The sequence below is a fragment of the Brevundimonas sp. Root1279 genome, assembly GCF_001425945.1.
Taxonomy (GTDB): Bacteria; Pseudomonadota; Alphaproteobacteria; order Caulobacterales; family Caulobacteraceae; genus Brevundimonas.
Map to the genome: position 1 here is coordinate 248371 of NZ_LMEB01000005.1, position 23025 is coordinate 271395.

Here is a 23025-nt window from a genome sequence, read left to right on the forward strand (position 1 = left end):
GAGGCAGCGTCCATATAGGTCTTTCGACCGGAACGCATCACCCCTCCGTGTCGGCGAGGTCCGAACGGCGGGGCGGAGGCCTCAACGGCCGAGGACGCGGCGGGTGATGAAGGCCATGGGCAAACCGACGCACACGATGTGCACCAGCAGGCCCTGGATGATCGCGTTTGTGTCCGGCGGGGGCAGGGTGGCCTGGGACAGGGGCACGACGACCCAGGTCATGACGGCGTAGACGACTGCGCCCCACAGGACGCCGGCGACGGGCCAGAGACGCCGGGCGGCGCCCACCCGGGCGGCGAAGGTCGTCCAGACGGCGGCGATGACCAGCATGACGCCGAAGTGGGAGGCCAGGCCCAGCCAGGCGGTCGGCCATCCGCCGGCGTAGGTCGCGCGGCCCAGCCAGCCTCCGGCGACCGATTGCAGCACCACCTGCGCGCTGACCTGCGGGTTCAGCAGGATGGCGGCGGAGATATCCAGGGCGCCGGCGATCAGACCGGCCAGCAGGACGGCGCGCAGCCATAGAGTTCGGGCGTTCGGGGTCATCGGCGGTCCTCCCGGTGATCACGGTTACGCTTCCCGCTGTCGCGGGCAAGAAAAAAGGCCGCCAGACACGGAGTCTGGCGGCCGCTCCGTCCGGTCCGGCCCGGCGGGGTCGGATGGCGGGTCGCCGGGCCTGGCCGGAGAAGTGAAGCGAAAAGTGCACTCAAAAAAGTCGAGTGCACTTTGTGCACATTTGACAAGCTTGCTTGACGGCTCGCGCTTGAGCGCTGGCGTCAGCCCTCGAGGTCCTGGCCCTCGTCGGGCTCGGGCGTGCCGAGCAGCTCGTCAGCGATCTTGTTGGTCGAGGCGCGGACGGCCTTCTCGATCGAGGCGGCGATGTCCGGGTTGGCCTTGAGGAAGGCGCGCACGTTCTCGCGGCCCTGGCCGATGCGCTGGCTGTCGTAGGAGAACCAGCTGCCCGACTTCTCGATCACCCCGGCCTTGACGCCGAGGTCGATGATCTCGCCCAGCTTGGAGATGCCTTCGCCGTACATGATGTCGAAGATGACCTCGCGGAACGGCGGGGCGACCTTGTTCTTGACCACCTTCACGCGGGTCGTGTTGCCGACCACTTCGTCGCGGTCCTTGATCGCGCCGGTGCGGCGGATGTCGAGGCGGACCGAGGCGTAGAATTTCAGCGCATTGCCACCCGTGGTCGTCTCGGGCGAGCCGTACATGACCCCGATCTTGTGACGGATCTGGTTGATGAACAGCACGATGCATTTCGACTTGGAGATCGAGGCGGTCAGCTTGCGCAGCGCCTGGCTCATCAGGCGGGCCTGCAGGCCGGGCAGGCTGTCGCCCATCTCGCCTTCGATTTCAGCGCGCGGGGTCAGGGCGGCGACGGAGTCGATGACGACGATGTCCACGGCGCCGGAGCGCACCAGGGTGTCGACGATCTCCAGGGCCTGCTCGCCCGTGTCGGGCTGCGACACCAGCAGGTCGTCGAGGTTGACCCCCAGCTTCTGGGCGTAGACCGGATCCAGCGCGTGTTCGGCGTCGACGAAGGCGGCGGTGCCGCCCTTCTTCTGGATCTCGGCGACGGTGTGCAGGGCGAGGGTCGTCTTGCCCGACGATTCCGGGCCGAACACCTCGATGACCCGGCCGACCGGTAGGCCGCCGATGCCCAGCGCCATGTCGAGGCCCAGCGAACCGGTCGACACGCTTTCGATCTCGGCGACGACCCCGGCCTTGCCGAGTTTCATCACCGAGCCCTTGCCGAAGGCCCGGTCGATCTGAGCGATCGCCGCCTCCAGGGCCCGTTGCTTGTCGCCGTCTTCCTTGCCCACCAACTTCAAAGCCGCCTGTGACATCGCCTTCGTCTCCCTTGCCATGATTCCCATCTGGTTTCGGGAGAGACCCGCCATGGACCCGCCCCCTCGTTTCGTGAGGCGGACTATGTGCATGGTTTGTTCAGGTTCACAAGATGTTCTCGGGAACGTCCTGAGAACAAAAGCCAAGCTACGACCGTTTCTGACGTAGCTTGGCTTCCATCCGGATCAGGCGAGGATGCGAACCTTGGGCTCGCGGTCCCACTGGCGCGTGCGGGCCGGCTTGACGAAGGCGTCCGCGCCCTGGGCCAGGTCGACGACGCCGGCGTCCGGCTTGACGCCCGCCTTGTCCAGCAGCGGCTGGGCTTCGGCGGTGTGGGCGATCGCCTTGAGGTGAACGAAGGCGTTGGCGGCGAAGTCGACGGCGGCGCTCTCGCCGAGCAGCTCGGCGCAGCCCGCCTCCGACAGAACCAGGGCCACGGCGTCGAACAGCACCGACGGCGTGCCGGCCAGTTGGCCGTCAGCCGGCAGCGCCTTGCCGTCCTTGAGGGTGACCCCGCCGATCTTGGGGGCGATGATCTTGACCGCCGCGCCCTCGGCTTCGACCGCCTTGCGCACCGCCGCCACCACCGCGCCGTCAGCGCCGTCGGTGACGAGGATGCCGACCGCGCGGCCCTTCAGCGTGTCCGGATATTTGCCGACGATCCGCAGGGCCGGGGACGGCTTCATGTCCTCCGGCGCCACCGCGGCGGCCGCCTTCTTGGGCAGGTCCACGTTGAGACCTGCGGCCACGCGCTTGGCCAGCGCCTCATCGACGTTCTGGACATTGGCCAGGACCCGGACGCGGACGTGGTCGAGCGTCACCTTGGACAGCTCGAAGACGAGGGCGCTGGCCAGGTGCGCCTGCTCGATCTCGGTCTGAGAGCGGAAGAAGAGCCGCGCCTGGGTGTAGTGGTCGGCGAAGGTTTCGGCGCGCAGGCGCACCTTGGTCTCCTCGACCGGCTGCGCGAAGCTGCGGAAGCCGCCCTTCGGGTCTTCGCGCGGGCCGCCGGGCTCGCCGGCCTCGGCCAGGCTGTTGGGCTCGTAGTTGGCGCGGCCGGCGAAGACCTGGGTCTGCATATGGCCGTCGCGCTGGAAATTCTGGAAGGGACAGCCCTTGGGTTGATTGATCGGCAGCTGGTGGAAATTGACCGAGCCCAGCCGCGACAGCTGGGTGTCCTGGTAGGAGAACAGCCGGCCCTGCAGCAGCGGATCCTCGGACACATCGACGCCGGGCGGCATGTTGGTGGGCAGGAAGGCCGACTGCTCCGTCTCGGCGAAGAAGTTGTCGGGATTCCGATTCAGCACCATGCGGCCGACCACGCGGATCGGGATCATCTCTTCCGGGATCAGCTTGGTGGCGTCGAGGATGTCGAAGGGCAGGGCGTCCGCCTGCTTCTGGCTGATCAGCTGAACGCCGAACTCCCACTCGGGGAAATCGCCAGCGGCGATGGATTCATAGAGGTCGCGGCGGTGATAGTCCGGGTCGGCGCCGGCGATCTTCACCGCCTCGTCCCAGCAGGTCGACTGGGTCCCCAGCTTCGGCCGCCAGTGGAATTTGACGAAGGTGGCCTCGTCCTTGTCGTTGAGCAGGCGGAAGGTGTTGACCCCGAAGCCCTCGATCATGCGCAGCGAGCGGGGAATGGTGCGGTCGGACATGGCCCACATGATCATGTGGGTGGTCTCGGGCATCAGGCCGACGAAGTCCCAGAAGGTGTCATGGGCGCTGGCCGCCTGCGGATAGCCGCGGTCGGCCTCCATCTTCACGGCGTGGACCAGGTCGGGAAACTTGATCGCATCCTGGATGAAGAAGACGGGGATGTTGTTGCCGACGAGATCCCAGTTTCCCTCGACGGTGTACATCTTGACCGCGAAGCCGCGCACGTCCCGCGGCGTGTCGATCGAGCCGGCGCCGCCCGCCACGGTCGAGAAGCGGGTGAAGACATCGGTCTTCTTGCCCACCTCGGTCAGCACCTTGGCGCGGGTGAACTCAGCCAAGGACTCGGTCAGTTCGAAGAAGCCGTGGGCGGCCGAGCCGCGCGCGTGGACGATTCGCTCGGGGATCCGCTCGTGGTCGAAATGCTGGATCTTTTCGCGCAGGACGAAGTCTTCGAGCAGGGTCGGTCCGCGCCGGCCGCCCTTCAGCGAGTTCTGGTCGTCGCTGATCGGCATGCCGTGATTGGTGGTCAGCCGCGTCTCGGGAGTGGAGGCGGTCTGGTGCAGTTCGCCGGCATTGCCGGTTACGGCCTGGGGTTCAGGCGTCTTGGGGTCTGCCATGGAGATGCGCTTTCCGACGGGCGAGCGAAGACCGGGATGGTCGCGGTCGCGCCAGTGCAAGGACTTGGGGAGGTCCTGACGGAAGGCGGCGGGGAGATGGTTGTTCCAGAAGCGGGCGAAAAGACCCCGTCCCCTTCAGTGGCGCGGGTTGGCCTTGCGCGCCGTTACGCTTGGGTCTCCGCCGGCGCCATCGGCCGCGCCGCCTGGCCGATGGCGGCCACGCCGGCCCCCAGGACCAGCACCGCTGCGGCCGCGATGAGCACCGGTCTGGCCCAGGCCGTCTCGGCCGACAACGGTCGCACCAGCATCAGGATCAGCAGCCCCATCAGCGCCAGCACGCCCGGCAGGTCCATGCCGACGCCGAGGAAGGTCGGGTGCGCCAGGCCCATCAGCCAGCCGCCGCCCAGGGCGACCGCCAGGGCGATCGGGAGCAGGGCCGCGGGTCGGGTCAGGCCGGGATCGGCGAAGGCGACGCCTGCCGCCACGGCCGCCGCCAGCAGCGCCGGCCAGAGGAAGAGGAAGGCGGCTTCGGGCGCCACCGCCTGGGCCAGGCCGCCGACGATCAGCACCAGCAGGATCAGGCCGCTCCAACCGCCCCAGGTCGATCGTGCGGCCAGTCCCGGGGCCAGCGACAGGCCGATGGCGATGACGGCGGCCCCGATGATCACCAGGTTGACGCCGCCGAGCCCCAGCCCGACCAGGGCCGCGGCGGCGATCGTCCCCGCCATGATGCGGCGATCGACGCTTCCGCGTCCGGCCAGCAGCGCCAGGGCGGCGGCGAACACCGTCAGGGCCGCGCCGGCCTCCATCCACGGCAGGCGGGCCAGCAGGGTGTAATAGGCGCCGGCGCTGTCAGCCCGGGCGGCCATCGGTCCCGCCAGGGTCCGGACGGCCTGGGTCAGCACCAGGGCGGTCGACAGGAACCACAGCCCGTCGACGCAGCCCCGGCCGAGGTCGACCCAGGTCAGGCCCGCGCGGCGGCTCGCGCGCCAAACGGCCGTCGCCAGGAGGGCTGCGGCCAGACCCAACAGGCCCCAGCCGAGCGCCGGCGGATGGCTGATCACCACCTGGCCGAACAGATCGGCGTAGACGACATTGCGCTCGCCCTTCGGCAGGGCCGGGGCCCGCAGCAGGGCGTCGGCGTTCTCCAGCGCCTGCGAGCCGATGTGCTGCACCGCGCCGCGATCCAGCGCCTGCGGCATGGAGGCCGGAGCATGGTACTGTTCGGGGCGGCCGATGAAGGCCAGGTTCAGGCCCTGGACGCCGCGGTCCTTGGGAATGGTGAAGTCGGTGCCGTTGGGCATCCGCTCATAGACGAACACCGCCAGCGAGTTGGAGGTGACGCCGCCGTTCACCCGGTGCGTCGCCTGGGCGAAACGATCGATGGTCTGGGCGTTGCCGCGGCCGGTCTCGAACATCATGGCCCGACCGCCGCCGCCGCGCGCCTCGAGGTTGATCACCGCCCCGATGCGGTCGCGCAAGGGATGGCCGCCCCAGAAGACGCGCGCGCCCTCCAGTCCGATCTCCTCCGCGTCGGTGAACAGCACCACCAGGGTGCGGTCGGCCGGGCCGCGGGCGCGAAGCGCGCGGACCGTCTCCAGGATGGCCGCGACGCCGGTCGAATCGTCCGCCGCCCCTGCGGAATCCGGCACGGTGTCGTAGTGGGCCATCAGGGCGACGGCGGGCAGCTCGGGCCGTCGGCCGGGCAGGACGCCGATCAGATTGCTGGCTGTGAAGTTCGCCGCCTCGGGGTCGCCGCCCATGCTGCTCAGGTGACGGATCGCCCCGTCCGAGAGCGGGCCGGTCTGCACCGACGTCTCCAGGCCCAGGGCTGTCATCCGTTGCAGCAGATAGGCCTGGACCCGCGTATGATCCGGCGATCCCACGGGGTGAGGCCGCCGCGCAATCTCGCGGATGTCGCCCATCGCCCGGTCGGCGGCGAAGTCCTGCCGGGGCTCGCCAATCCCGAGCGCCTCCGGACTGCGCAGAGACAGGACCGCGATCAGCAGCGCGAGCGCCAAAGACCCGACAAGCCACAGCACGCGCATGCGCATTCTCCCCCGGTGACAGAGCGACGCTACGACAGGTTTCGGGTTTGGCGAAGAGGGCTCGGACGGCGACCCTCAAGCTCTGCCATGAGCTGAAACGACTAGGCGGCTACGCCGCCCGCTTCAGCGCCGCCGGCGCCTTGACGAACAGGCCCTTGCGGCCGGCCACGGCGCGGAAGGCGACGCTGTCGCCGGACAGGGATTCGTCCGGGCCCAGGAACAGGCATCCGTCATCCACCAGGCGGCGTTCGAGGTTGTCGAGCACCTGGACGCGTTGGGCCGGGTCCATGTCGGACAGCACGTGGCGGCAGAAGATGACGTCGAAGCGGGTGTCGTCAGCCGGGGCGTCGAGCAGATTGGCGCGGGCGAAATGCACCATCGAGCGCAGCTGCGGCCGGGCGATCCAGTTTTCCTCGGCCTGGTCGAACCAGGTCAGCATGGTCTCGGCGCGCAGGCCGCGTTGGATCTCGAAGCCGGTGTAGGCGCCGACGCGGGCCTTCTCCAGGGCGCGCTGGCACAGGTCGGTGGCGACGATCTCGATCTCGAATCCGGCGTCGCGGGCGCTCATGGCCAATGACCAGGCTTCCTGGCCGGTCGAGCAGCCGGCCGACCAGACGCGGATCGGCTGGCCGCCCCGGGCCGCCGCCAAGGCCGGCATCAGCTCGCGGGCGAAGGTGTCGAACGTGGCGCGGTCGCGACGGAACCAGGTCTCGGGATTCAGCAGGGCCTCGATCACCGCCCAGCCGAGCCCGGCCACCGGCTTGGCCCACAGGGCCGCCAGCAGGGCGTCGACGGTTTCGTAGCCCTCGCGGCGGGCGAGCGGGCCGAGGCGATGCTCGGCCAGCTTCATCCGGTCGCGCGTCAGCCGGTACCCCGCACGCGAGGCCAGCAGCGACTGCAGGCGATCGAAGTCTTCCGGCGACATGGGTTCAGACGGCCCCCACCTCGGCGAATTTGGAGGTCAGGATCTCGCCGTCGAACGGCTTCATCACATAGTCGTCGGCGCCGGCGCTGAGGGCCTCGGCGATGCGTTCGGCGCGTGTCTCGATGGTGCAGAACAGGACCTTGGGCGCGGTTCCGCCGGGCAGGGCGCGCAGGCGGCGCAGGAAGGTCAGGCCATCCATCACCGGCATCGACCAGTCGAGCAGGATGACCTCGGGCATGACGCCCGCGCAGAAGGACAGGGCCTCGGAGCCGTCCGCGGCTTCGTCGACCTCGAAGCCGAGGCCTTCGACGATGCGTCGCGCGACCTTCCGGATGATCCGGCTGTCATCGACGATCAGGCAAGTTCTCGGGGTCAAGGCCGTGGTTCCGGTTTCGCAGGCGCAACGCCTAGGTGTGCGCCAGCCCTCATCATCGCCGCGAGCCGGTTAACGAGTCCTTGGGAAACCGGCTTAAGCCGCGTTAGCCATGCGCGCCCTGAGGACAACTCGGCCCTCCTCGGCGCTGACGTCGAGCGCGCCGCCGTTCTCGGTGGCGGTCAGCCACAGCCAGTAGGGCTGAATCCACTGGCCGGGCAGGCCTTCGGTCAGGGGCTGGCCCGCCAGGCCGGCGACGGCTTCGCCCTTGAGCCGGGCGCGTGCGCCCTCGGCCAGGCCCTCGATCTCGAGGCCGGCGTCGGTGCGCTTGGTGGTGATCGTCGCCGTGCCGCCGGACGGCAGGGCGGCCATGGTCAGATAGGCCAGGTTCACCAGCGCCCGGGCCTGGGCCTTGGAGTAGTCCCCGCCCTCGGCGCGCCAGTCGAGCGTCGCCCGCCCGCCCTCGGTCAGGCCCGCGACCAGCTCGCCCAGCTCGGTCCCCGAGAATCGCTCCGCCGACGTCGAGGCGCCGAAAGCCACGCGGGCGAAGGCCACCAGGGCGACCATCTTCTTCGCGCTGGCCTCGATAAGGCCCATGGCGTCGTCGCGCATGTCCTGCGCGGTCGGGTCCTTGAGCAGGTCGAGGCCGGAGCTGATGGCGCCGGCCGGGCTGATGAAATCGTGGCACAGCTTGCCGGCGATCAGGGCGGCCAGGGCCTGGCCGTCGGGGAGGGGAGCGGTGTCGGTCATCGGGCTCGAAAACAACAGGTGATCGGTCGCGCGGACGCTGACCTGATTTGCCGGTTCTTCAAAACGTCCGGATGCTCTATCGGAGCCGCATGATCGCACGACTTTCCGCCGACCTCGCCTCCGGCGCCCTGACCGAGGCCCTGGCCGACATCGCCGAAGACGCCGCGCGCGTCATCCTTCCCTATTGGCGCAACGGCGTCGTGGCCGAGTCCAAGGCCGACGACAGCCCCGTGACCCGCGCCGACCGCGAGGCCGAAGCCCTGATCCTGGCGCGGCTCGAAGCCGCCTGGCCGGGCGTCCAGGCCGTCGCCGAAGAAGCCGCCGCCGCGAACGGCCTGCCCGCCGAGGGCGGCGAAATGTTCTGGCTGATCGATCCGCTGGACGGCACCCGCGGCTTCATCGAGGGCCGCGAGAGCTACACCGTCAACATCGCCCTGATTCACAACGGCGTCCCCGTCGCCGGGGTGGTGACCGCCCCGGCCACCGCCACCACCTGGCGCAGCGGCGTGCCCGGCGCGGGCGCCTTCCGCCGCACCTTCGGCGACGCCTGGCGCCAGATCCGGGTGCGCGAACGCCCCGCCGCGCCCATGGCGCTGCTCAGCCACAGCATGACCGACGAAGAGGCCCACCGCCTCGCCGGCCGTCACGGCTGCACCACCTGGCAGGGCACCGACTCCTCGCTGAAATTCTGCCTGATCGCCGAAGGCCGTTTCGACGCCTATCCGCGCACCGGTCCGACCTCGGAGTGGGACACGGCGGCGGGCCAGGCGGTGCTGGAAGCCGCCGGCGGCCGCGTCATGGGCGAGGACGGCCAGCCGCTGCGCTATGGCAAGTCGTGCTTCGCCAACGGTCCGTTCGTCGCTCTGGGCGGCTGAGGCCCCGGCTGGGGCCTAGGCCCCGGCCACTGCTTCCGGCATCGCCATACGCGCGCGCTCGGCCAGGGCGCGCGAGCCCTGTTCGTGCGCGGTCTCCATGGCCTCGGTGAGAATCATCCCGATGGCGTGCGGCTCGGTCCCGGTCAGACGGGCGCGGGCCATCGAAAGATGCGCCATGCCGATCTGGTCGGCGGCCCAGTCCACCGCCTGTACTTTGCCGCCCTTGGACAGGCGACGCCGGACGATCGATTCCAGACCCAGAAGGCCGTCCACGTCACCCATCGCTTCGGCCAGGGCCGCCTCGGCGGCCAGCCGGCGCTCACGCGCCAGAGCGCCCAGAATCAGGCCGGACTCGCGGGTCAGGGCTTCGGCCTCGGCCAGGCGCAGCAGGGGCAGGTCGGTCTGTGCCTGCAGCATGCGGACCGCGACCCAGTCCAGCGGACTGTGGTCGGGCGTGAACTGTTCCGCGGCGGCGTCGAACAGCGCCATGCCCTGCAGGCGGGCGGTCTCGTTGGCGGCCAGGGCGGCCAGCGCCATCAGGCCCGACCCTGCCAGGGCCAGGGCGCGGGCGCGGGTCAGCGGCCGATAGTCGGGCGAGGCGCTTTCGACCAGGGCGCGCAGGTCGCGGCCGGCTTGGTCCAGCAGGCGGGCGTCGCGGCGCTTCACCCCGGCTTCGAGCGCCAGGGCGGCGCGATCCAGCCGCAGGTCGTCGGCGGCGGCCGGCGGCAGGATGCGGGCGCCGTGCAGGGCCGCGTCGAGGAGGGCGGCGGCGTCCAGCATGGTCGAGGCCTCGCCGGTCTGGGCGGCGCGGCGAGCGGTCAGGCGGGCGTGCAGGGCGGCGGCGGCGGCGCGAGTCTGCGGCCGTTCAGCCGAAAGGGACTGGGCGTCCGACAGGGCGGCGCTGAGCGTCGAAAGGCCGCCGAACAGGTCGAAGCGCAGGAGATGGATCTCGCCGGACTCGATCGCCGCGGCGGCGGTCTGGTCGGGCGTGGCGGTGTGCCGGGCGGCGTCGGAGGCGCAGCGAGCGGCGCGGTCCAGGCTGTCGCGCGCGCCGGTGCGCCGGGCGTGCTCGCGCCACAGGGCGGCGGCGCGCATCCAGCCCTCGAAGGGACGGACGCAGGAGGCGCGGCCGGCGTCGGTCGTCTCGCGGCGGGCCTCCGCGGCGACGAGGTCGACCCCGATCAGCTCGAGCCAGCCCAGATCGTCGCTCTCGCGCGCCTTCTCGAAGAGTTTTCGAAGATCCCGGCCAAACTCGAACATGGGCTGACTCGCTCCGTCCCGCTTCGGGACCCGCAAGCCGTCCCTGTCATCGTTTCTGCAAACGCGACGCCGGAGCGGTGGTTCGGCTTGGCTGTATGCAGAAGAAGATTCAACCCGCCCGGCCCTCGGCGGCGAGCCAGTCGAGGAAGCGCCGGGTCGCCGCGCCGGCCTCGCCCCGGCGGTGGAAGGCGGCGAATACGGCGCCGTCGGGCGTGAAGCCGTCGATCGCCTTCAGCCGCCCGGCCGCGATGTCCGCCTCGACCAGCGGCCGCTGCGCCACGGCGGCCCCCAGGCCGGCGATCGCCGCTTCGATCATGGTCTGCTGGTGGTCGAACTCGAGGGCGGCCCCGGGCGGAACCGGACGGCCGGTCAGGCGGCTCCAGGCGGTCCAGGCCTGGGGATGGGAGCGGGACAGAAGCCGCCGTCCGCCGGCCGCGTCCGGCGCCGCCACCATGCCGATCTCGTTCCGCATGAAGGCGACCGCCTCGAGCCCTTCGTGGACCGTCGCCTCCGCCGCCAGCATGCGCACCGCCACGTCGGCGCCGCCGAGGCGTCGGTCCAGCGGCGCGTAGGATTCGCTCAGCTCCACAGAGACTCCCGGTGCGACGGCGGTGAAGCCGGGCAGGCGGGGGATCAGCCAGCGGGCCGCCAGGGTGGACAGGCATGAAACCCGGACCCGGCGCCCCGAGCCGGCTCGTTCAGCCACGGCTTCTTCCAGTTGTGCGAAGGCGGGCGCCACCTCCGCCCACAGCCGCTCGGCCTCGGGCGTCGGACGGCGGGCGTTGCGCGGGCCCTCGAACAGCGTCTGGCCCAGCGCCGTCTGCAGCTGGCCGACCTGACGGCTGACCGCGCCGTGGGTGACGCCCAGCCGCTCAGCCGCCCGGCCAACGCCGCCCAACCGCATGACGGCGTCAAAGGCCTGCAGGGCCTTGAGCGGCAGGGTGGGCGGGGCAGGGGTCTCGGCCATGTGCGGAAAACTCACGAACATCGCCGGATAAGTCGTTAGGCGTCACGTCGCAAGCCGGGCATCAGGCGCCGCCATGACCCAGAAGCACCTGACCGCCGTCGCCCTCGCCCTGTTCGTGACCCTGCTGTGGTCGTCCTCCTGGGTTCTGATCAAATGGGGGCTGGTCGATATCGCGCCGCTGCCGTTCGCCGGCCTGCGCTACGGCCTCGCGGCCCTGTTGCTGCTGCCGATCGCCCTGACCCCGTCGAACCGGAAGCGGCTGGCCGAGTGCGGGCGCAAGCGCTGGGCCCTGCTGCTGGCCTTCGGCCTGCTTCAGTACGCCGTGACCCAGGCCTGCCAGTTCATGGCCATGTCGATGCTACCGGCGACGACGCTCAGCCTGATGCTGGCCTTCACCCCGGCGCTGGTCGCCATCCTCGGCGTGGTGCTGCTGGGCGAGCGGCTGGGCTGGCGCGAGATGCTCGGCATCGGCGTCTTCCTGGCCGGGTCGGGGCTCTATTTCGCCTCCAAGGCCCTGCCGACCGGCGCGGCGATCGGCTTGGCCATCGGCGCGGTCGGCGTGCTGGCCAACGCCGGTCAGAACCTGCTCGGCCGCAAGGTGAACCGCGACATCGGCCTGCCGCCGTCGCTGGTCACCGCCGTCAGCATGGCCGCCGGGGCCGCGGCCCTGCTGGGCGGCGGCGTGGCCCTGCAGGGCTGGCCCGAGATGACGCCGAAGGGCTGGTTGATCGTCGGCTGGCTCGCCGCCGCCAACACCGCCCTGGCGTTCTGGCTGTGGAACCGCGCCCAGGCCGTCCTCAGCGCGCTGGAAGCCAGCCTGATCAACAACACCATGCTGATCCAGATCGCCGTCCTGGCGGTGCTGTTCCTCGGCGAGCGTCTGACCGCGCCGCAGATCGGCGGGCTTGTCCTGGCCGGCGGCGGGGTGCTGTTCGTGCAACTGGCGCGGGTGCGGACGCACGCCGTGCCCAAGCGGGCGACGGCGACCGCCTAGAGGATCACGCCCTCGGCGGGGCCCCTGGCGCGCCGAGGTCGGGACTCCAGTCGGTCCCAGGCCTCTGCCAGCCGGTCGACGGCCTGGTCCAGTTCGCTCTCTGGCAGGGTGAAGGGCAGGCGGATGTAGCGCTGGAAGGCGCCGCCGACGCCGAAGCGTGTGCCCGGTGCGATGCGCAGGCCCAGCCGTTCGGCCGAGGCGACCAGCGCCTCGCTGGCCGGACGCGGGAGCCCGACCCACAGCGACAGCCCGCCGGGCGGGCGCTCGGTCTCCCAGTCCGGCAGGACCGCCGCCAGCCGCTCGCGCAGGTGGCCCGCCCGCGCCGCAAGCTGACGGCGGCGCTCGACCAGGGGCGCCTGGTCGCCGGCCAGCAGGGAGGCGGCGGCCAACTGCTCGATGATGGCCACGCCGAGGTCGAGCGAGGCCCGGCTGCGCACCACGGCCTCGATCACTGCAGGCGCCGCCCGCATCCAGCCGACGCGCAGTCCGCCCCACCAGCTCTTGCTGGTCGAGCCGAGCCGGACGACGTGGTCGCCCAGGTGACGCGGCGGTGGCGGCGGCGGCCCGAAGCTCAGCTCCCGCAAAGTCTCGTCGAAGACCAGCAGCGAACCGGCCCGGCGGGCCGCGGCGGCGATCGCGGACTCTTCCTCGGCCGACATGACCCGGCCGGTCGGGTTATGGTGCGACCCGATCAAATAGATCAGCCGTGGCCGAGCCCGGTCGATGGTCGCGGTCAGGGCGTCGACATCCCAGCCGGTCGGAGTCAGGGCCACGGGAGCCGGCTTCAGCCCGGCGCGAACGATGGCGTCGATGGCGTGGTGGAAGGTCGGGTGATCGATGACCACGGCGTCGCCCGGCCGCCCAACGGCGCGCAGCAAGAGGGCGAAGGCGTTCTGCGCACCGGCGGCGATGACGATCTGCTCCGGCGACGTGGCCAGGCCCATCGCCTCATAGCTGCGGGCGACCGCTGCGCGCAGGGCGAGGGTCCCGACCGGTCCGTAGCCGTGGCCGGGCAGGTGGATCGGCAGGGAGGCCAGGGCCTCGGCATAGGCGGCGTGAACCCGCTCGCTGGCGGGCATCACCGCCGTGGCCATGTCGATGAGACCGGCGGCATCGCGGTGGTGGAGGGGATCGCGGCCGCCTGTGGGACCGGGGGGCAGGGCGGTGTAGCTGCCCGAGCCCACCCGGCTGACGACGAAGCCGTCGGCGCGCAGGCGGTCGAGGGCGGCGCTGACCGTGATCCGGCTCAGGCCCAACGCCTCGGCCAGCCGCCGTTCGCCCGGCAGCTTGGCGTCCAGCGGCAGCCGTCCGTCGAGCATCAGCCGCTTCAGGGCTTCCGCCAGGCCGCGATAGGCCGCGTCGCCGCCGTGGGCGGCGCGCCAGTCGTCGAGCTGGCGGGTCAGCAGGATGGGGTTCACCACGGCGGTCACAGGGCCATGATCCGCAAAGTGGCCCTAGAAAACAAGGCCGGTTCCGTTAGAAGCGACCGCATGTTCCTGCGCCGCTTCACCCAGCTCCAGCTCGGCCTGCTTCTATATGGCTTGTCCCTCGCCCTGATGGTCCGCGCCGACCTCGGCCTCAATCCCTGGAGCGTGTTCCACGAGGGGCTGTCGCAGGTGACCGGCTTAAGTCTCGGCCTGATCGTCAACCTGGTCGGCCTAGTGGTGCTGCTGACCTGGATCCCGCTGCGCCAGCGGCCCGGGATCGGCACCATCTCGAACGTGCTGGTCATCGGCACGGCGGCCGATCTCGCCCTTTGGGCCCTGCCGCCGGTGGAAGCCCTGTGGCTGCGCGGCCTGTTCCTGGCGGGCGCGATCCTTCTCAACGCCGTGGCCACCGGGGCCTATATCGGCGCCGGGCTGGGACCAGGGCCGCGCGACGGCATCACCACCGGCCTTGTCCGGGTGACGGGCTGGCAGATCAGATGGGTGCGGACCGGCGTCGAGGCCGCCGTCCTGCTGTTCGGCTGGCTGCTCGGCGGCACGGTCGGCCTCGGGACGATCGCCTATGTGCTGGCGAACGGCCCGCTGTTGCAGATCTTCATGCCGATGTTCACGCGGCCGGAGCCGGTGGTCAGCCCCGTTCCTTCGTCTTCGTGAAGGCGATCTTCGGGAAGCGTTCGCCGACGTAGCCGGTCTCCCAGCTCGACTTGGCCAGGAAGACCGGGTCGTTGTCGATGTCGCTGGCCATCTGCGGGCGGTATTTGCCCATGAAGTCCTCGACGTCGGCCTTCGCTCCGCCGATCCAGCGGGCCTCGGCGTAGGGCGAGGGCTCGAAGATGACCTCCAGGCCGTACTCCTCGCCCAGCCGGTCGGCCATGACTTCGAACTGCAGCTGGCCGACGGCGCCGACGATGAAGTCCGAGCCGATCTCGGGGCGGAACAGCTGGGTCACGCCCTCCTCGGCCAGGCCGTCGAGCGCCTTCTTCAGGTGCTTGGCCTTGAGCGGATCCTTGACCCGCACGCGCTGCAGGATTTCCGGGGCGAAGTTCGGCAGGCCGGCGAAGCGGATCATGCCGCTCTCCGACAGGCTGTCGCCGACCCGCAGCACGCCGTGGTTCGGGATGCCGATCACATCACCGGCGAAGGCGTCCTCGGCCAGCTCGCGATCCGAGGCGAAGAACATGATGGGCGCGTTGACGCTCAGCTGCTTGCCGGTGTTCTGCACCTTCAGCTTCATGCCGCGCTTGAAGCTGCCCGAGGCCATGCGGAACATGGCGATCCGGTCGCGGTGGTTGGGGTCCATATTGGCCTGGACCTTGAACACGAAGCCGGTGACCTCGGCCGAGCCCGGCTCGACCGACAGGTCGACGGGGGCGGGGGCGTTGCGGGTCTCGGGCGGGGCGGCCTTTTGAGCCTTCATCACCTTGGGCGGCGGAGCCCACTCGCCGATGGCCTTGAGCAGTTCGTCGATGCCGAAGTGGCGCAGGGCCGAGCCCCACAGCACCGGCGTCAGGTGACCCTCAAGGAAGGACTGGCGGTCGAACGCCGGGTAGCCGGCCTCGACCAGTTCCTGGGCCTCGAGCAGGGCCTCATGCTCGCCGGCCTCGAAATACTGACCGGCCTCGGCCAGCGGCAGGGCCTCGGGGTGCGGCACGTCCTCCGAGGAACCGGCGGGCTTCTTTGTGTACGGCTGGAAGCGGCCGGTGCCCATCTCGACCATGCCGCGCAGGCGGTTGCCGCTCTCGGCGGGCCACCAGATCGGGGCCGGGTCCAACTGCAGCCGGCTGGCGATCTCGTCCAGCAGGGCCATCGGGTCCTGGGCCTCGCGGTCCAGCTTGTTGATGAAGGTGATGATCGGGATGTCGCGCAGGCGGCAGACCTCGAACAGCTTCAGGGTCTGCGGCTCGATGCCCTTGGCGGCGTCCAGCACCATAATGGCGCAGTCGGCGGCGGTCAGGGTGCGGTAGGTGTCTTCCGAGAAGTCCTCGTGGCCCGGCGTGTCCAGCAGGTTGAACATCTTGCCGTCGTGCTCGAACGTCATGACCGAGGCGCTGACCGAGATGCCGCGCTCCTTCTCGATTTTCATCCAGTCCGACTGGGTGCGGCGGTTCTCGCCGCGGGCGCGCACGGCGCCGGCCGCCCGGATCGCCCCGCCGGCCAGCAGGATGTGCTCGGTCAGCGTGGTCTTGCCCGCGTCGGGGTGGGCGATGATGGCGAAGGTCCGGCGGCGGCCGGCCTCTTCCTGCAGGGTCAGTTTCGACATGGTGGCGGCGAGTAGCCTGTCGCAGGCCCAAAGTCACCCGCCGCGAATAACCCCTAGTCAGGCAGGGTTATCGGAGTCATCGTCACGCTTGGGCGAGACGACCGGTCACGCAGCCGGGCGCCGCCTTTGGAAACGAAGGAACGGCCATGGTCCAGCTCCACCCGCATGACCCGCCGCCGGGGCATCCCGGCCCGCACCCCGCGCTCAGCCTGATCGTCGGCTTTGGCGTCATCATCGCCGCCGCGATCGTCGTGCACGTGGTCTTCGGGGCGGTGTTCTAGACTCAGTCGGCGGGGGCGGGCTCGGGCTCCGGCTGAGCTTCATCGCCGGTCTGCGGCTCCGGTTCGGCCGGCGAGTCCTCGGCGATCGCGGCGGTCATCGCCTCGTCGCTGAACGGCGCCTGGCCCGCCTTGGCGCGGGCGACCAGCAGGGTGGCGGCGGCGGCGGCCGTCCCGCCGTGGGGCGAATTCGCAAGAGGCGTCAGGACGGTGATCGCCTCGTCGAACTCCCCGGCCCCCATCAGCGCGCTGCCGAAGCCGATGCGAATGGATGACAGCTGCGGCGCCAGGGCGAAGGCGCGGTCCCAGGTGACGAGGTCGTTCTCGTTGGGATAGCCCGCCTGGCCGACCCGCGTCCGGGCGATGAGGTAGAGGGTGTAGTACTGGGCCTCGTCGACGCGATAGGCCCGGGCGAGATAGCCGCGGGCGCGACGGAGCAGCACGTCGGCCTCTTCCGGGCGGTCGCCGGCCAGGTCGATGTACCGGTCGCCCATCAGTTGCAGGGCCTCGATGTTGTCGGGTTCGCGCTCCAGCAGGCGCGCCAGCACCGCCTCGCCCGCCTCGGCGTCCCCGAAGTGCAACTCGGCGTGGCCCAGCTGGAGCTGGGCGAACGAGTCGTCCGGATGGCGGGCGGCGAGGCGACGCACCAGGGCGGCGGTTTCCTCGCGCTTATCCTCATCGACCCCGACCTTGAGCCGCTGGGCGATCAGCAGCAGGTCGTCCGCCGAGCGCGGCAGGGTGGTGATGGTGATCTCGGGCTGCGGGAATTCGGCGGTGTAGGTCATGACGCTCAAGCGCCGGTAGTTGCGCAACTGCTGCCGCAGCTCGGTCAGGGTCAGGCCGGTGGCGCGCTGCATCGCCTCGACGGGATCGCCGCCGTCGTGAATATCGGCCAGGTAGGCGAGCAACTGGCCGCGCCGGCCTTCGTCGCTCATGAACCAGTGGGTCATCAGCCACGACAGCGAATAGTAGTTCGCGCGCTGGTCCTGCCGGCGCAGATCATGCGGCGTCTTGCGCAGCAGGTCCTCGAGCGGCAGCCAGGTGGTTTCGAACAGAGCGTAGACCCGGCCTTCGTTATAGCCGCCGATGGCGACCGAACCGGGCTTGATCTCGGCCGTCATAAAATACTCGGCCAGGCCCTCCCTCAGCCAGCCCGGGTAGTTCGCGGTCGAACCCATCTGGAAGCTGAAGTGGTGGAAATACTCGTGCAGCAGGAAGTCCTGCGACTCATCGCGAATGGCGGCTGCAAAGATGCCTTCGGCGACCGGGAAATAGGTGCCGGCGACGTTCTGGCCGGTCTTCAGGTTGATCTGCACCAGGCCCTGGCGGCTGCCCACGAGATAGATCGGCAGCTTGCGTCCGGCGGCTCGATCGGTCGGGAGGCCCATCCGGATGCGCAGGACGTAGTCGTAGATTTCCAGGTTGCGGACGTAGCGGCGCAGTTCGGCCTCGCCACTCTGCGAATAGACGACGAAGTTCGGGCTCTCGGCCCGTCGCCACTCGGCATGCGCCGGCGCCGAGAAGGCGAGCGCCAGCACGCCGGCCATGGCGGCGGCTAGTCCGCGGATCGAGAAAGTCATGAACGCCCCGTATGAATGCGGGTGTCTCCTAGAGGCGAGCGCCCGGCCTGTCCAAGCCGGAGAGTCCAGCCAAGCTGCGGCCTTACGCCGCCAAGCGCATCCAAACGGCGCGGTCGGCCGCGACCGTATCCAGCTTGCCCTTGGACGAGCGGCTCTGGAGTTGCTGCATCACCAGGATCGGCAGGGCGCAGAACTGCGGCTCGACCAGGTCCGGGTCGCAGCCCGGCTCCGGCGCGGCGAACAGGGCGGCGTTCACCTCGGGCGAGCGCTCGTGGATCAGCCAGGCCAGACGGCGGGCGCGCTCCGGGTCGTTGCGGTGAAGCATCGGGTCCTCGGCGAACAGCTCGCAGCCGAGGGACAGGACGTAGTCGAAGCCCAGCTTCTCGAAACGGCGCGCGTCGACGGCCGCGACCGGGCAGGTCTCGTCGAGGTCGAACACCACATCGTTCAGAAGGAACAGCATCGAAATCGTCCGCCATCACCGGACCTTTCTGGCCCGTTGCAGAGGACGATAGGGGATCGCGCTTGAGGTTCCGTGTCCGAACGTCGTTAAGGATTTCGCACCGGCGGCGCGGGCGGAAAGGACTGGTTAGGGACGAGGGACGAGGGGCGAGGGTTGAGGGTTGAGGGTTGAGGGTTGAGGGTTGAGGGTTGAGGAAGGCTAGGAGGCTGCTCCCGGCTGGCCAAGCGGGTGGCCGTCGAGCTTTTCCTTCAGTCGCGTCAGCATTCGGCTTAGTTCGTCCGCCATGGCTAAAGGCGCGGTCGTGGCTTCTGGCGTGAGATGGCCGACGCGCGTCGCCAGGCGGAGAAACGTCTCGGTCTCGGCCAGTGAACCTCGGGCGATGCTGATGAAGCGGGCGTAGTCCTTGCGCGTGCCGCGTTGGTAGCCCTCTGCGATGTTCGCGGGAACAGAGGCGGCAGCGCGCTGCATCTGGCTGGTCATCCCGTAGAGCTCAGATTTCGGCATTGAGGGAGCGAGCGAATAGATCGCCGCCGCGAAATCCATCGCCTTGCCCCATACCTTCAGTTCTACGTAGCCGGTCATGCAGGCCCCTCTAACCCTCAACCCTCAACCCTCAACCCTCAACCCTCAACCCCCGACCCTCGACCCTACCCTGCCACCTTCTCCGTAATGAAGTGCCGGCCCTGGCGGTCCTCGATCTCGACCACCCAGAGGTCGGGGTCGTAGCGGATCTGGCGCTGCAGATAGTCGTCGAGCTCGCTTTCGAACTCGCTCTCGATCGGCTGCATCCACAGGCGGTCGCCATCGGGGCCGAAAGCTTCACTATAGAGTCTTGCGCGCCGCTCGCTCGTATTGAACGCCTTCACGATGACCGTGCCGGCCCGGTCGTCGCCCTTGCGCGCCACCGTGGCGAACGCCCCCCCCAGCTCGGCGCGACGGATCAGGGCGGAGACCCAAAGGTCACTCGAAAGTAGCAAACCGATAACCCTGCTCGGAAACCGTAACGCTACGCCTCATGCGTAGAGTGCGGGGCATGACCATAGGGCAGAACGCCTCCCGAACCCAAGCCGCCCTGCTGGCGGCCGCCCTCGTGGCGGCCCCGTCCAGCGCCATGGCAGGCCCGGCCGACACCTATTACGAGCGGGCCTTCGTGGTCGCCGCCGACGCCCGTTGCGGCCTCTTCACCCGCGACGTCGACGCCGCCCTGACCGCCGCCACCGCCCAGGCCCGGGGCGCCGCCCTGCGCGCCGGCCGGCGGGAGGTCGAGCTGAACGCCGTCGCCGCCCGGGCCCGGGCCCGCGCCGACGCCGTGTCCTGCCGCGACCCTGAACTCGGCCTCGTGCGGACCCGGGTCGAGGGCGCCTTCTCGGGCTGGACCCGCACCCCGCGCATGACCTTCCACGGCGCTCAGCGCCATTGGGTCGCCGATCGCACCGGCTGGACCCGCCCGGGCTGGCGTCTGGTGCAGGCGTCGACGGTCGGCGCCTCGCCGGTCTCGCTCGGCTATGCCGGCGACGAGGCCGACGGGATGACCGCGGTGGTCTCCTTCGTCGGTCGCTCGCGGCCCTACGCCGCCCGCATCGTCATGCGTGATCCGCTCAAGACGCCGCGCGCCTGGCTCGCCGGCGGCGGTCTGCCCCCGGCCGCGTCGCGGGCCAGCGTCTGGGCTACGGGCTCCGGCCAGGCCGATCGGGCCCTGCTGGCCGAGGGCAAGCGCGCCGGCGAGGCCTGGCGCTTCCCGGCCTCCGCCGCCGACGGCCTGGAGCGGCTGGACCCGCGCGAAACCGTGCTTCTGGAGTTTCACTTCCGCGACGGAAGTGTTGCGACGGCTCGGTTCGAAGCCGGTGATTTCGCCGCCGGGCGGGCCTTCATGGCCATGGGCGCCGTCTAATCGTTAAAGCCCTTAACCCGTCGTTTACCACGCGGGCGGCAGTTTCTGCCTAGCGGGCGTGGTCATCCCCCCGTGTGTAATCGGGGCAGGGGCGCGTGGGCGGCTTTACGGCGGCATTGCAGAGGTTCGGGATCGGTCGTCTGACCGTGGTGCTCGGCGTCGCCGCCGGCGTCGCGGCGGTGCTGGTCGCCGTCATGCTGCGCATCGGCCAGGCCCCCGACGCCCTGCTGTACTCCAACCTCGACCTGCGCGAGGCGTCCGAGATCACCACCGCGCTGGACAGCGCCGGCATCAAATATTCGTCCAAGGGCGACGGCTCGACCATCTTCGTCAGCCGCGATCAGGTTGGGGAAGCCCGCCTGCTGGTCGCCGGCAAGGGTCTCGTGACCTCGGGCTCGGTCGGCTACGAGATCTTCGACAACCAGTCGGTGCTCGGCCAGACCGAGTTCCAGCAGAACCTGAACGAGAAGCGCGCCCTCGAAGGCGAGCTGGCCCGCACCATCATGAGCATGCGCGGCATCACCTCGGCCCGGGTCATGATCGCCCTGCCGGCGCGCCAGATGTTCCAGACCGCCGCCGGCGAGCCCACCGCGGCCGTCGTCGTCGGCGTCACCGGCGGCTCGCTGACCGGCGCCCAGGTCCAGTCGATCCGCAACGTGGTCGCCTCGTCGGTGCCGAACATGAAGCCGGAGAAGGTCACCCTGACCGACACCGCCAACCGCACCCTGGCGGCCGGCACGGACGGCGACGGCTTCAGCGCCGCCTCGGCCGAAGAGGCCAAGAGCTCGACCGAGGCCCAGCTGCAGAACCGCATCAAGGACATCGTCGAAGGCGTCGTCGGCGTCGGCGCCGCCCGCGTGCAGGTCACCGCCGACATCGACCACAGCCGCTCGACCACCCAGGAGCAGCGCTACGATCCGGACGGCCAGGTCGTCCGCTCGATGTCGACCAACGGCTCGGAAAGCCAGGACACGACCGGCGTCTCGGACGGCGGGGCGACGGCCACCAACAACATCCCGGGCGGCGAGGCTCCGGCCACGACCCCGATCGGCTCGCGCGACACCCAGAACACCGAGACCACCAACTACGAGATCTCGAACACCACCACGACGACCGTGAAGGAAGCCGGCGAGGTCAAGCGGCTGGCCGTGGCCGTCGCCGTCGACGGCAAATACACCCCGGCCGCCAACGGCCGCGGGGAGCCGACCTACACCCCGGTGTCGGAAGAGGACCGCGCCAAGATCGAGGCCCTGGTCAAGGCGGCCGTCGGCTTCAACGCCGAGCGCGGCGACGTGGTCCAGGTCACCGCCGTCCGCTTCAACCGCGACATCGCTGCTGCCGGCGGCGAGGAAGCCGGTTCGCCGCTGTTCAACTTCACCAAGAACGACCTGATGCGTGGGGTCGAGCTGCTGGTCCTGCTGATCACCGGCGTGCTGCTGATCTTCTTCGTCCTGCGTCCGCTGCTCAAGACGGCGGCCGGCGGCGGCCGCGCGGGCGACCCGCAACTGGTCGGCCCGGGCGGCGTGCCGGTCACGGCCCTGCAGACCTCGCTGGTCGGCGGCCCCGCCGGCGCCGGCGGCGCGCCGGGCATGGCCCAGCTGACCGGCCCGTCGGAGATGGAGCAACGCCTCGACATCGCCCGCATCGAGGGCCAGGTGAAGGCGTCGTCGGTCCGCAAGGTCGCCGAGTTCGTCGAGAAGCACCCTGAGGAATCCACTGCGATCCTTCGCAGCTGGGTGCACGAAGGCTGATGGCGGCCCGGATGGTCTCCAAGAAACCGACGATCGACGACGCCCGCAAGCTGACGGGGCCCGAGAAGGCCGCCGTCATCCTGCTGTCGCTGGGCGAGGACCACACCCGCCTGTGGCAGAGCCTGGACGACGACGAGATCAAGGAGATCTCGCAGGCCATGGCGACGCTCGGCACCGTCAGCGCGGTGGTGGTCGAGGAGCTGCTGGTCGAGTTCGTCTCGGGCATGAGCGGCTCGGGCGCGGTGATGGGCAGCTATGAGCAGACCCAGCGCCTGCTGCAGTCCTTCATGCCGGGCGAGCGCGTCGACGCCCTGATGGAGGAGATCCGGGGCCCGGCCGGTCGCACCATGTGGGACAAGCTCGGCAACGTGAACGAGGCCGTGCTCGCCAACTATCTGAAGAACGAATACCCGCAGACCGTCGCGGTGGTGCTGTCCAAGATCAAGCCGGACCACGCCGCCCGCGTGCTGACCTGCCTGCCCGAGGACTTCGCCCTCGAGTGCGTCCAGCGCATGCTGCGCATGGAGCCGGTGCAGCGCGACATCCTCGACAAGATCGAGCAGACGCTGCGCACCGAGTTCATGTCGAACCTGGCCCGCACCTCGAAGCGCGACAGCCACGAGCTGATGGCCGACATCTTCAACAGCTTCGACCGCCAGACCGAGGCCCGCTTCATCGGCGCGCTGGAAGAGCGCAATCGCGAGGCGGCCGAGCGCATCCGCGCCCTGATGTTCGTCTTCGAGGATCTGGCCAAGCTGGACCCCGGCGGCATCCAGACCCTGCTGCGCGCGGTCGAGAAGGACCAGCTGGCCCTGGCCCTGAAGGGCGCTTCGGAAAGCCTGCGCGAACTGTTCTTCTCGAACATGTCGGAGCGCGCCTCCAAGATCATGCGCGAGGACATGGAGAGCATGGGCCCGGTCCGTCTGAAGGACGTCGACCAGGCGCAGATGGCCATGGTCCAGGTCGCCAAGGATCTCGCCGCCAAGGGCGAGATCATGCTGGTCGGCCAGGGCGGCGACGACGAGCTGATCTACTGAC

The 23025-nt window shown here is 70.1% G+C and carries 22 protein-coding genes; 7 read left to right on the top strand and 15 right to left on the bottom strand.

Translation table 11 applies throughout. The features are described 5' to 3' along the window. Positions 1-81: 81 nt before the first annotated feature. The 7 genes from ASC65_RS07040 to chpT form a co-directional block, all read right to left on the bottom strand. A complete protein-coding gene (locus tag ASC65_RS07040) occupies positions 82-543 on the bottom strand; it encodes a hypothetical protein (RefSeq protein WP_056451022.1) in 462 nt (153 codons plus the stop codon). Between the two features lie 230 nt (positions 544-773). Continuing rightward, the gene (gene recA / locus ASC65_RS07045; protein ID WP_056451025.1) at positions 774-1853 is read right to left on the bottom strand and encodes a recombinase RecA; all 1080 of its coding nucleotides are present in this window, start codon (positions 1851-1853) and stop codon (positions 774-776) included. 186 nt (positions 1854-2039) lie between these two features. Beyond that, entirely contained in the window at positions 2040-4127 is a 2088-nt protein-coding gene (locus ASC65_RS07050) for a catalase (RefSeq protein WP_056451028.1), read from the bottom strand. Between the two features lie 164 nt (positions 4128-4291). Then, positions 4292-6175, bottom strand: coding sequence for a M20/M25/M40 family metallo-hydrolase (locus tag ASC65_RS07055; RefSeq protein WP_056451030.1), 1884 nt, complete (start codon positions 6173-6175; stop codon positions 4292-4294). 109 nt (positions 6176-6284) lie between these two features. After that, positions 6285-7100 (bottom strand): CheR family methyltransferase, encoded by an 816-nt coding sequence (locus ASC65_RS07060; RefSeq protein WP_056451031.1) that lies wholly within the window; start codon positions 7098-7100, stop codon positions 6285-6287. Between the two features lie 4 nt (positions 7101-7104). Next, on the bottom strand, positions 7105-7476 hold the full coding sequence (locus ASC65_RS07065; RefSeq protein WP_056451035.1) for a response regulator: 372 nt from the start codon (positions 7474-7476) through the stop codon (positions 7105-7107). A gap of 93 nt (positions 7477-7569) precedes the next feature. Beyond that, complete coding sequence (gene chpT / locus ASC65_RS07070; RefSeq protein WP_056451037.1) at positions 7570-8223, bottom strand: histidine phosphotransferase ChpT; 654 nt, start codon at positions 8221-8223, stop codon at positions 7570-7572. A gap of 89 nt (positions 8224-8312) precedes the next feature. Between chpT and cysQ the strand changes: the two genes are divergently transcribed. Next, the gene (cysQ, locus tag ASC65_RS07075; RefSeq protein WP_056451439.1) at positions 8313-9098 is read left to right on the top strand and encodes a 3'(2'),5'-bisphosphate nucleotidase CysQ; all 786 of its coding nucleotides are present in this window, start codon (positions 8313-8315) and stop codon (positions 9096-9098) included. Positions 9099-9113: 15 nt separating this feature from the next. Here the strand turns inward: cysQ and ASC65_RS07080 are convergent, their stop codons facing one another. Both ASC65_RS07080 and ASC65_RS07085 read right to left on the bottom strand, forming a co-directional pair. Continuing rightward, positions 9114-10358, bottom strand: coding sequence for a hypothetical protein (locus ASC65_RS07080; protein WP_056451040.1), 1245 nt, complete (start codon positions 10356-10358; stop codon positions 9114-9116). A gap of 109 nt (positions 10359-10467) precedes the next feature. Next, positions 10468-11325, bottom strand: coding sequence for a LysR family transcriptional regulator (locus ASC65_RS07085; protein WP_056451043.1), 858 nt, complete (start codon positions 11323-11325; stop codon positions 10468-10470). Between the two features lie 73 nt (positions 11326-11398). On the opposite strand from ASC65_RS07085, the gene ASC65_RS07090 reads away from it, so the two are divergent. After that, positions 11399-12319 (top strand): DMT family transporter, encoded by a 921-nt coding sequence (locus ASC65_RS07090; protein WP_056451046.1) that lies wholly within the window; start codon positions 11399-11401, stop codon positions 12317-12319. Here ASC65_RS07090 and yczR read toward each other — a convergent pair. Then, a complete protein-coding gene (yczR, locus tag ASC65_RS07095; protein ID WP_056451049.1) occupies positions 12316-13749 on the bottom strand; it encodes a MocR-like transcription factor YczR in 1434 nt (477 codons plus the stop codon). The genes ASC65_RS07090 and yczR overlap by 4 nt on opposite strands. 60 nt (positions 13750-13809) lie before the next feature. Between yczR and yczE the strand changes: the two genes are divergently transcribed. Beyond that, positions 13810-14418: a membrane protein YczE gene (gene yczE, locus ASC65_RS07100; protein ID WP_056451052.1), complete on the top strand. Its 609-nt coding sequence runs from the start codon at positions 13810-13812 to the stop codon at positions 14416-14418. Here the strand turns inward: yczE and ASC65_RS07105 are convergent. Continuing rightward, positions 14393-16024 carry a peptide chain release factor 3 gene (locus ASC65_RS07105; RefSeq protein ID WP_056451055.1) on the bottom strand — a complete coding sequence of 544 codons (1632 nt, stop codon included), beginning with the start codon at positions 16022-16024 and terminating at the stop codon, positions 14393-14395. The genes yczE and ASC65_RS07105 overlap by 26 nt on opposite strands. Positions 16025-16170: 146 nt before the next feature. Here ASC65_RS07105 and ASC65_RS17705 point away from each other — a divergent pair, with 146 nt between their 5' ends. Beyond that, positions 16171-16305: a hypothetical protein gene (locus ASC65_RS17705; protein WP_268750057.1), complete on the top strand. Its 135-nt coding sequence runs from the start codon at positions 16171-16173 to the stop codon at positions 16303-16305. A 2-nt stretch (positions 16306-16307) separates the two neighbouring features. Here the strand turns inward: ASC65_RS17705 and ASC65_RS07110 are convergent, their stop codons facing one another. The 4 genes from ASC65_RS07110 to ASC65_RS07125 all read right to left on the bottom strand — a co-directional run bounded on the left by ASC65_RS07110 (position 16308) and on the right by ASC65_RS07125 (position 19322). Further along, positions 16308-17882 carry a hypothetical protein gene (locus tag ASC65_RS07110; protein ID WP_056451058.1) on the bottom strand — a complete coding sequence of 525 codons (1575 nt, stop codon included), beginning with the start codon at positions 17880-17882 and terminating at the stop codon, positions 16308-16310. An 82-nt stretch (positions 17883-17964) separates the two neighbouring features. Then, positions 17965-18345: a hypothetical protein gene (locus tag ASC65_RS07115; RefSeq protein ID WP_056451062.1), complete on the bottom strand. Its 381-nt coding sequence runs from the start codon at positions 18343-18345 to the stop codon at positions 17965-17967. 198 nt (positions 18346-18543) lie between these two features. After that, positions 18544-18927 carry a four helix bundle protein gene (locus ASC65_RS07120; protein WP_056451065.1) on the bottom strand — a complete coding sequence of 128 codons (384 nt, stop codon included), beginning with the start codon at positions 18925-18927 and terminating at the stop codon, positions 18544-18546. Between the two features lie 65 nt (positions 18928-18992). Then, complete coding sequence (locus ASC65_RS07125) at positions 18993-19322, bottom strand: DUF1491 family protein (protein WP_056451071.1); 330 nt, start codon at positions 19320-19322, stop codon at positions 18993-18995. Positions 19323-19378: 56 nt separating this feature from the next. Between ASC65_RS07125 and ASC65_RS07130 the strand changes: the two genes are divergently transcribed. From ASC65_RS07130 to fliG, 3 genes are all read left to right on the top strand, one after another. Further along, complete coding sequence (locus ASC65_RS07130; protein WP_056451074.1) at positions 19379-20236, top strand: hypothetical protein; 858 nt, start codon at positions 19379-19381, stop codon at positions 20234-20236. A 95-nt stretch (positions 20237-20331) separates the two neighbouring features. After that, the gene (fliF, locus tag ASC65_RS07135) at positions 20332-21987 is read left to right on the top strand and encodes a flagellar basal-body MS-ring/collar protein FliF (RefSeq protein ID WP_056451077.1); all 1656 of its coding nucleotides are present in this window, start codon (positions 20332-20334) and stop codon (positions 21985-21987) included. Positions 21988-21998: 11 nt separating this feature from the next. Then, the gene (gene fliG, locus ASC65_RS07140; RefSeq protein ID WP_235561438.1) at positions 21999-23024 is read left to right on the top strand and encodes a flagellar motor switch protein FliG; all 1026 of its coding nucleotides are present in this window, start codon (positions 21999-22001) and stop codon (positions 23022-23024) included. Position 23025 lies beyond the last annotated feature (1 nt).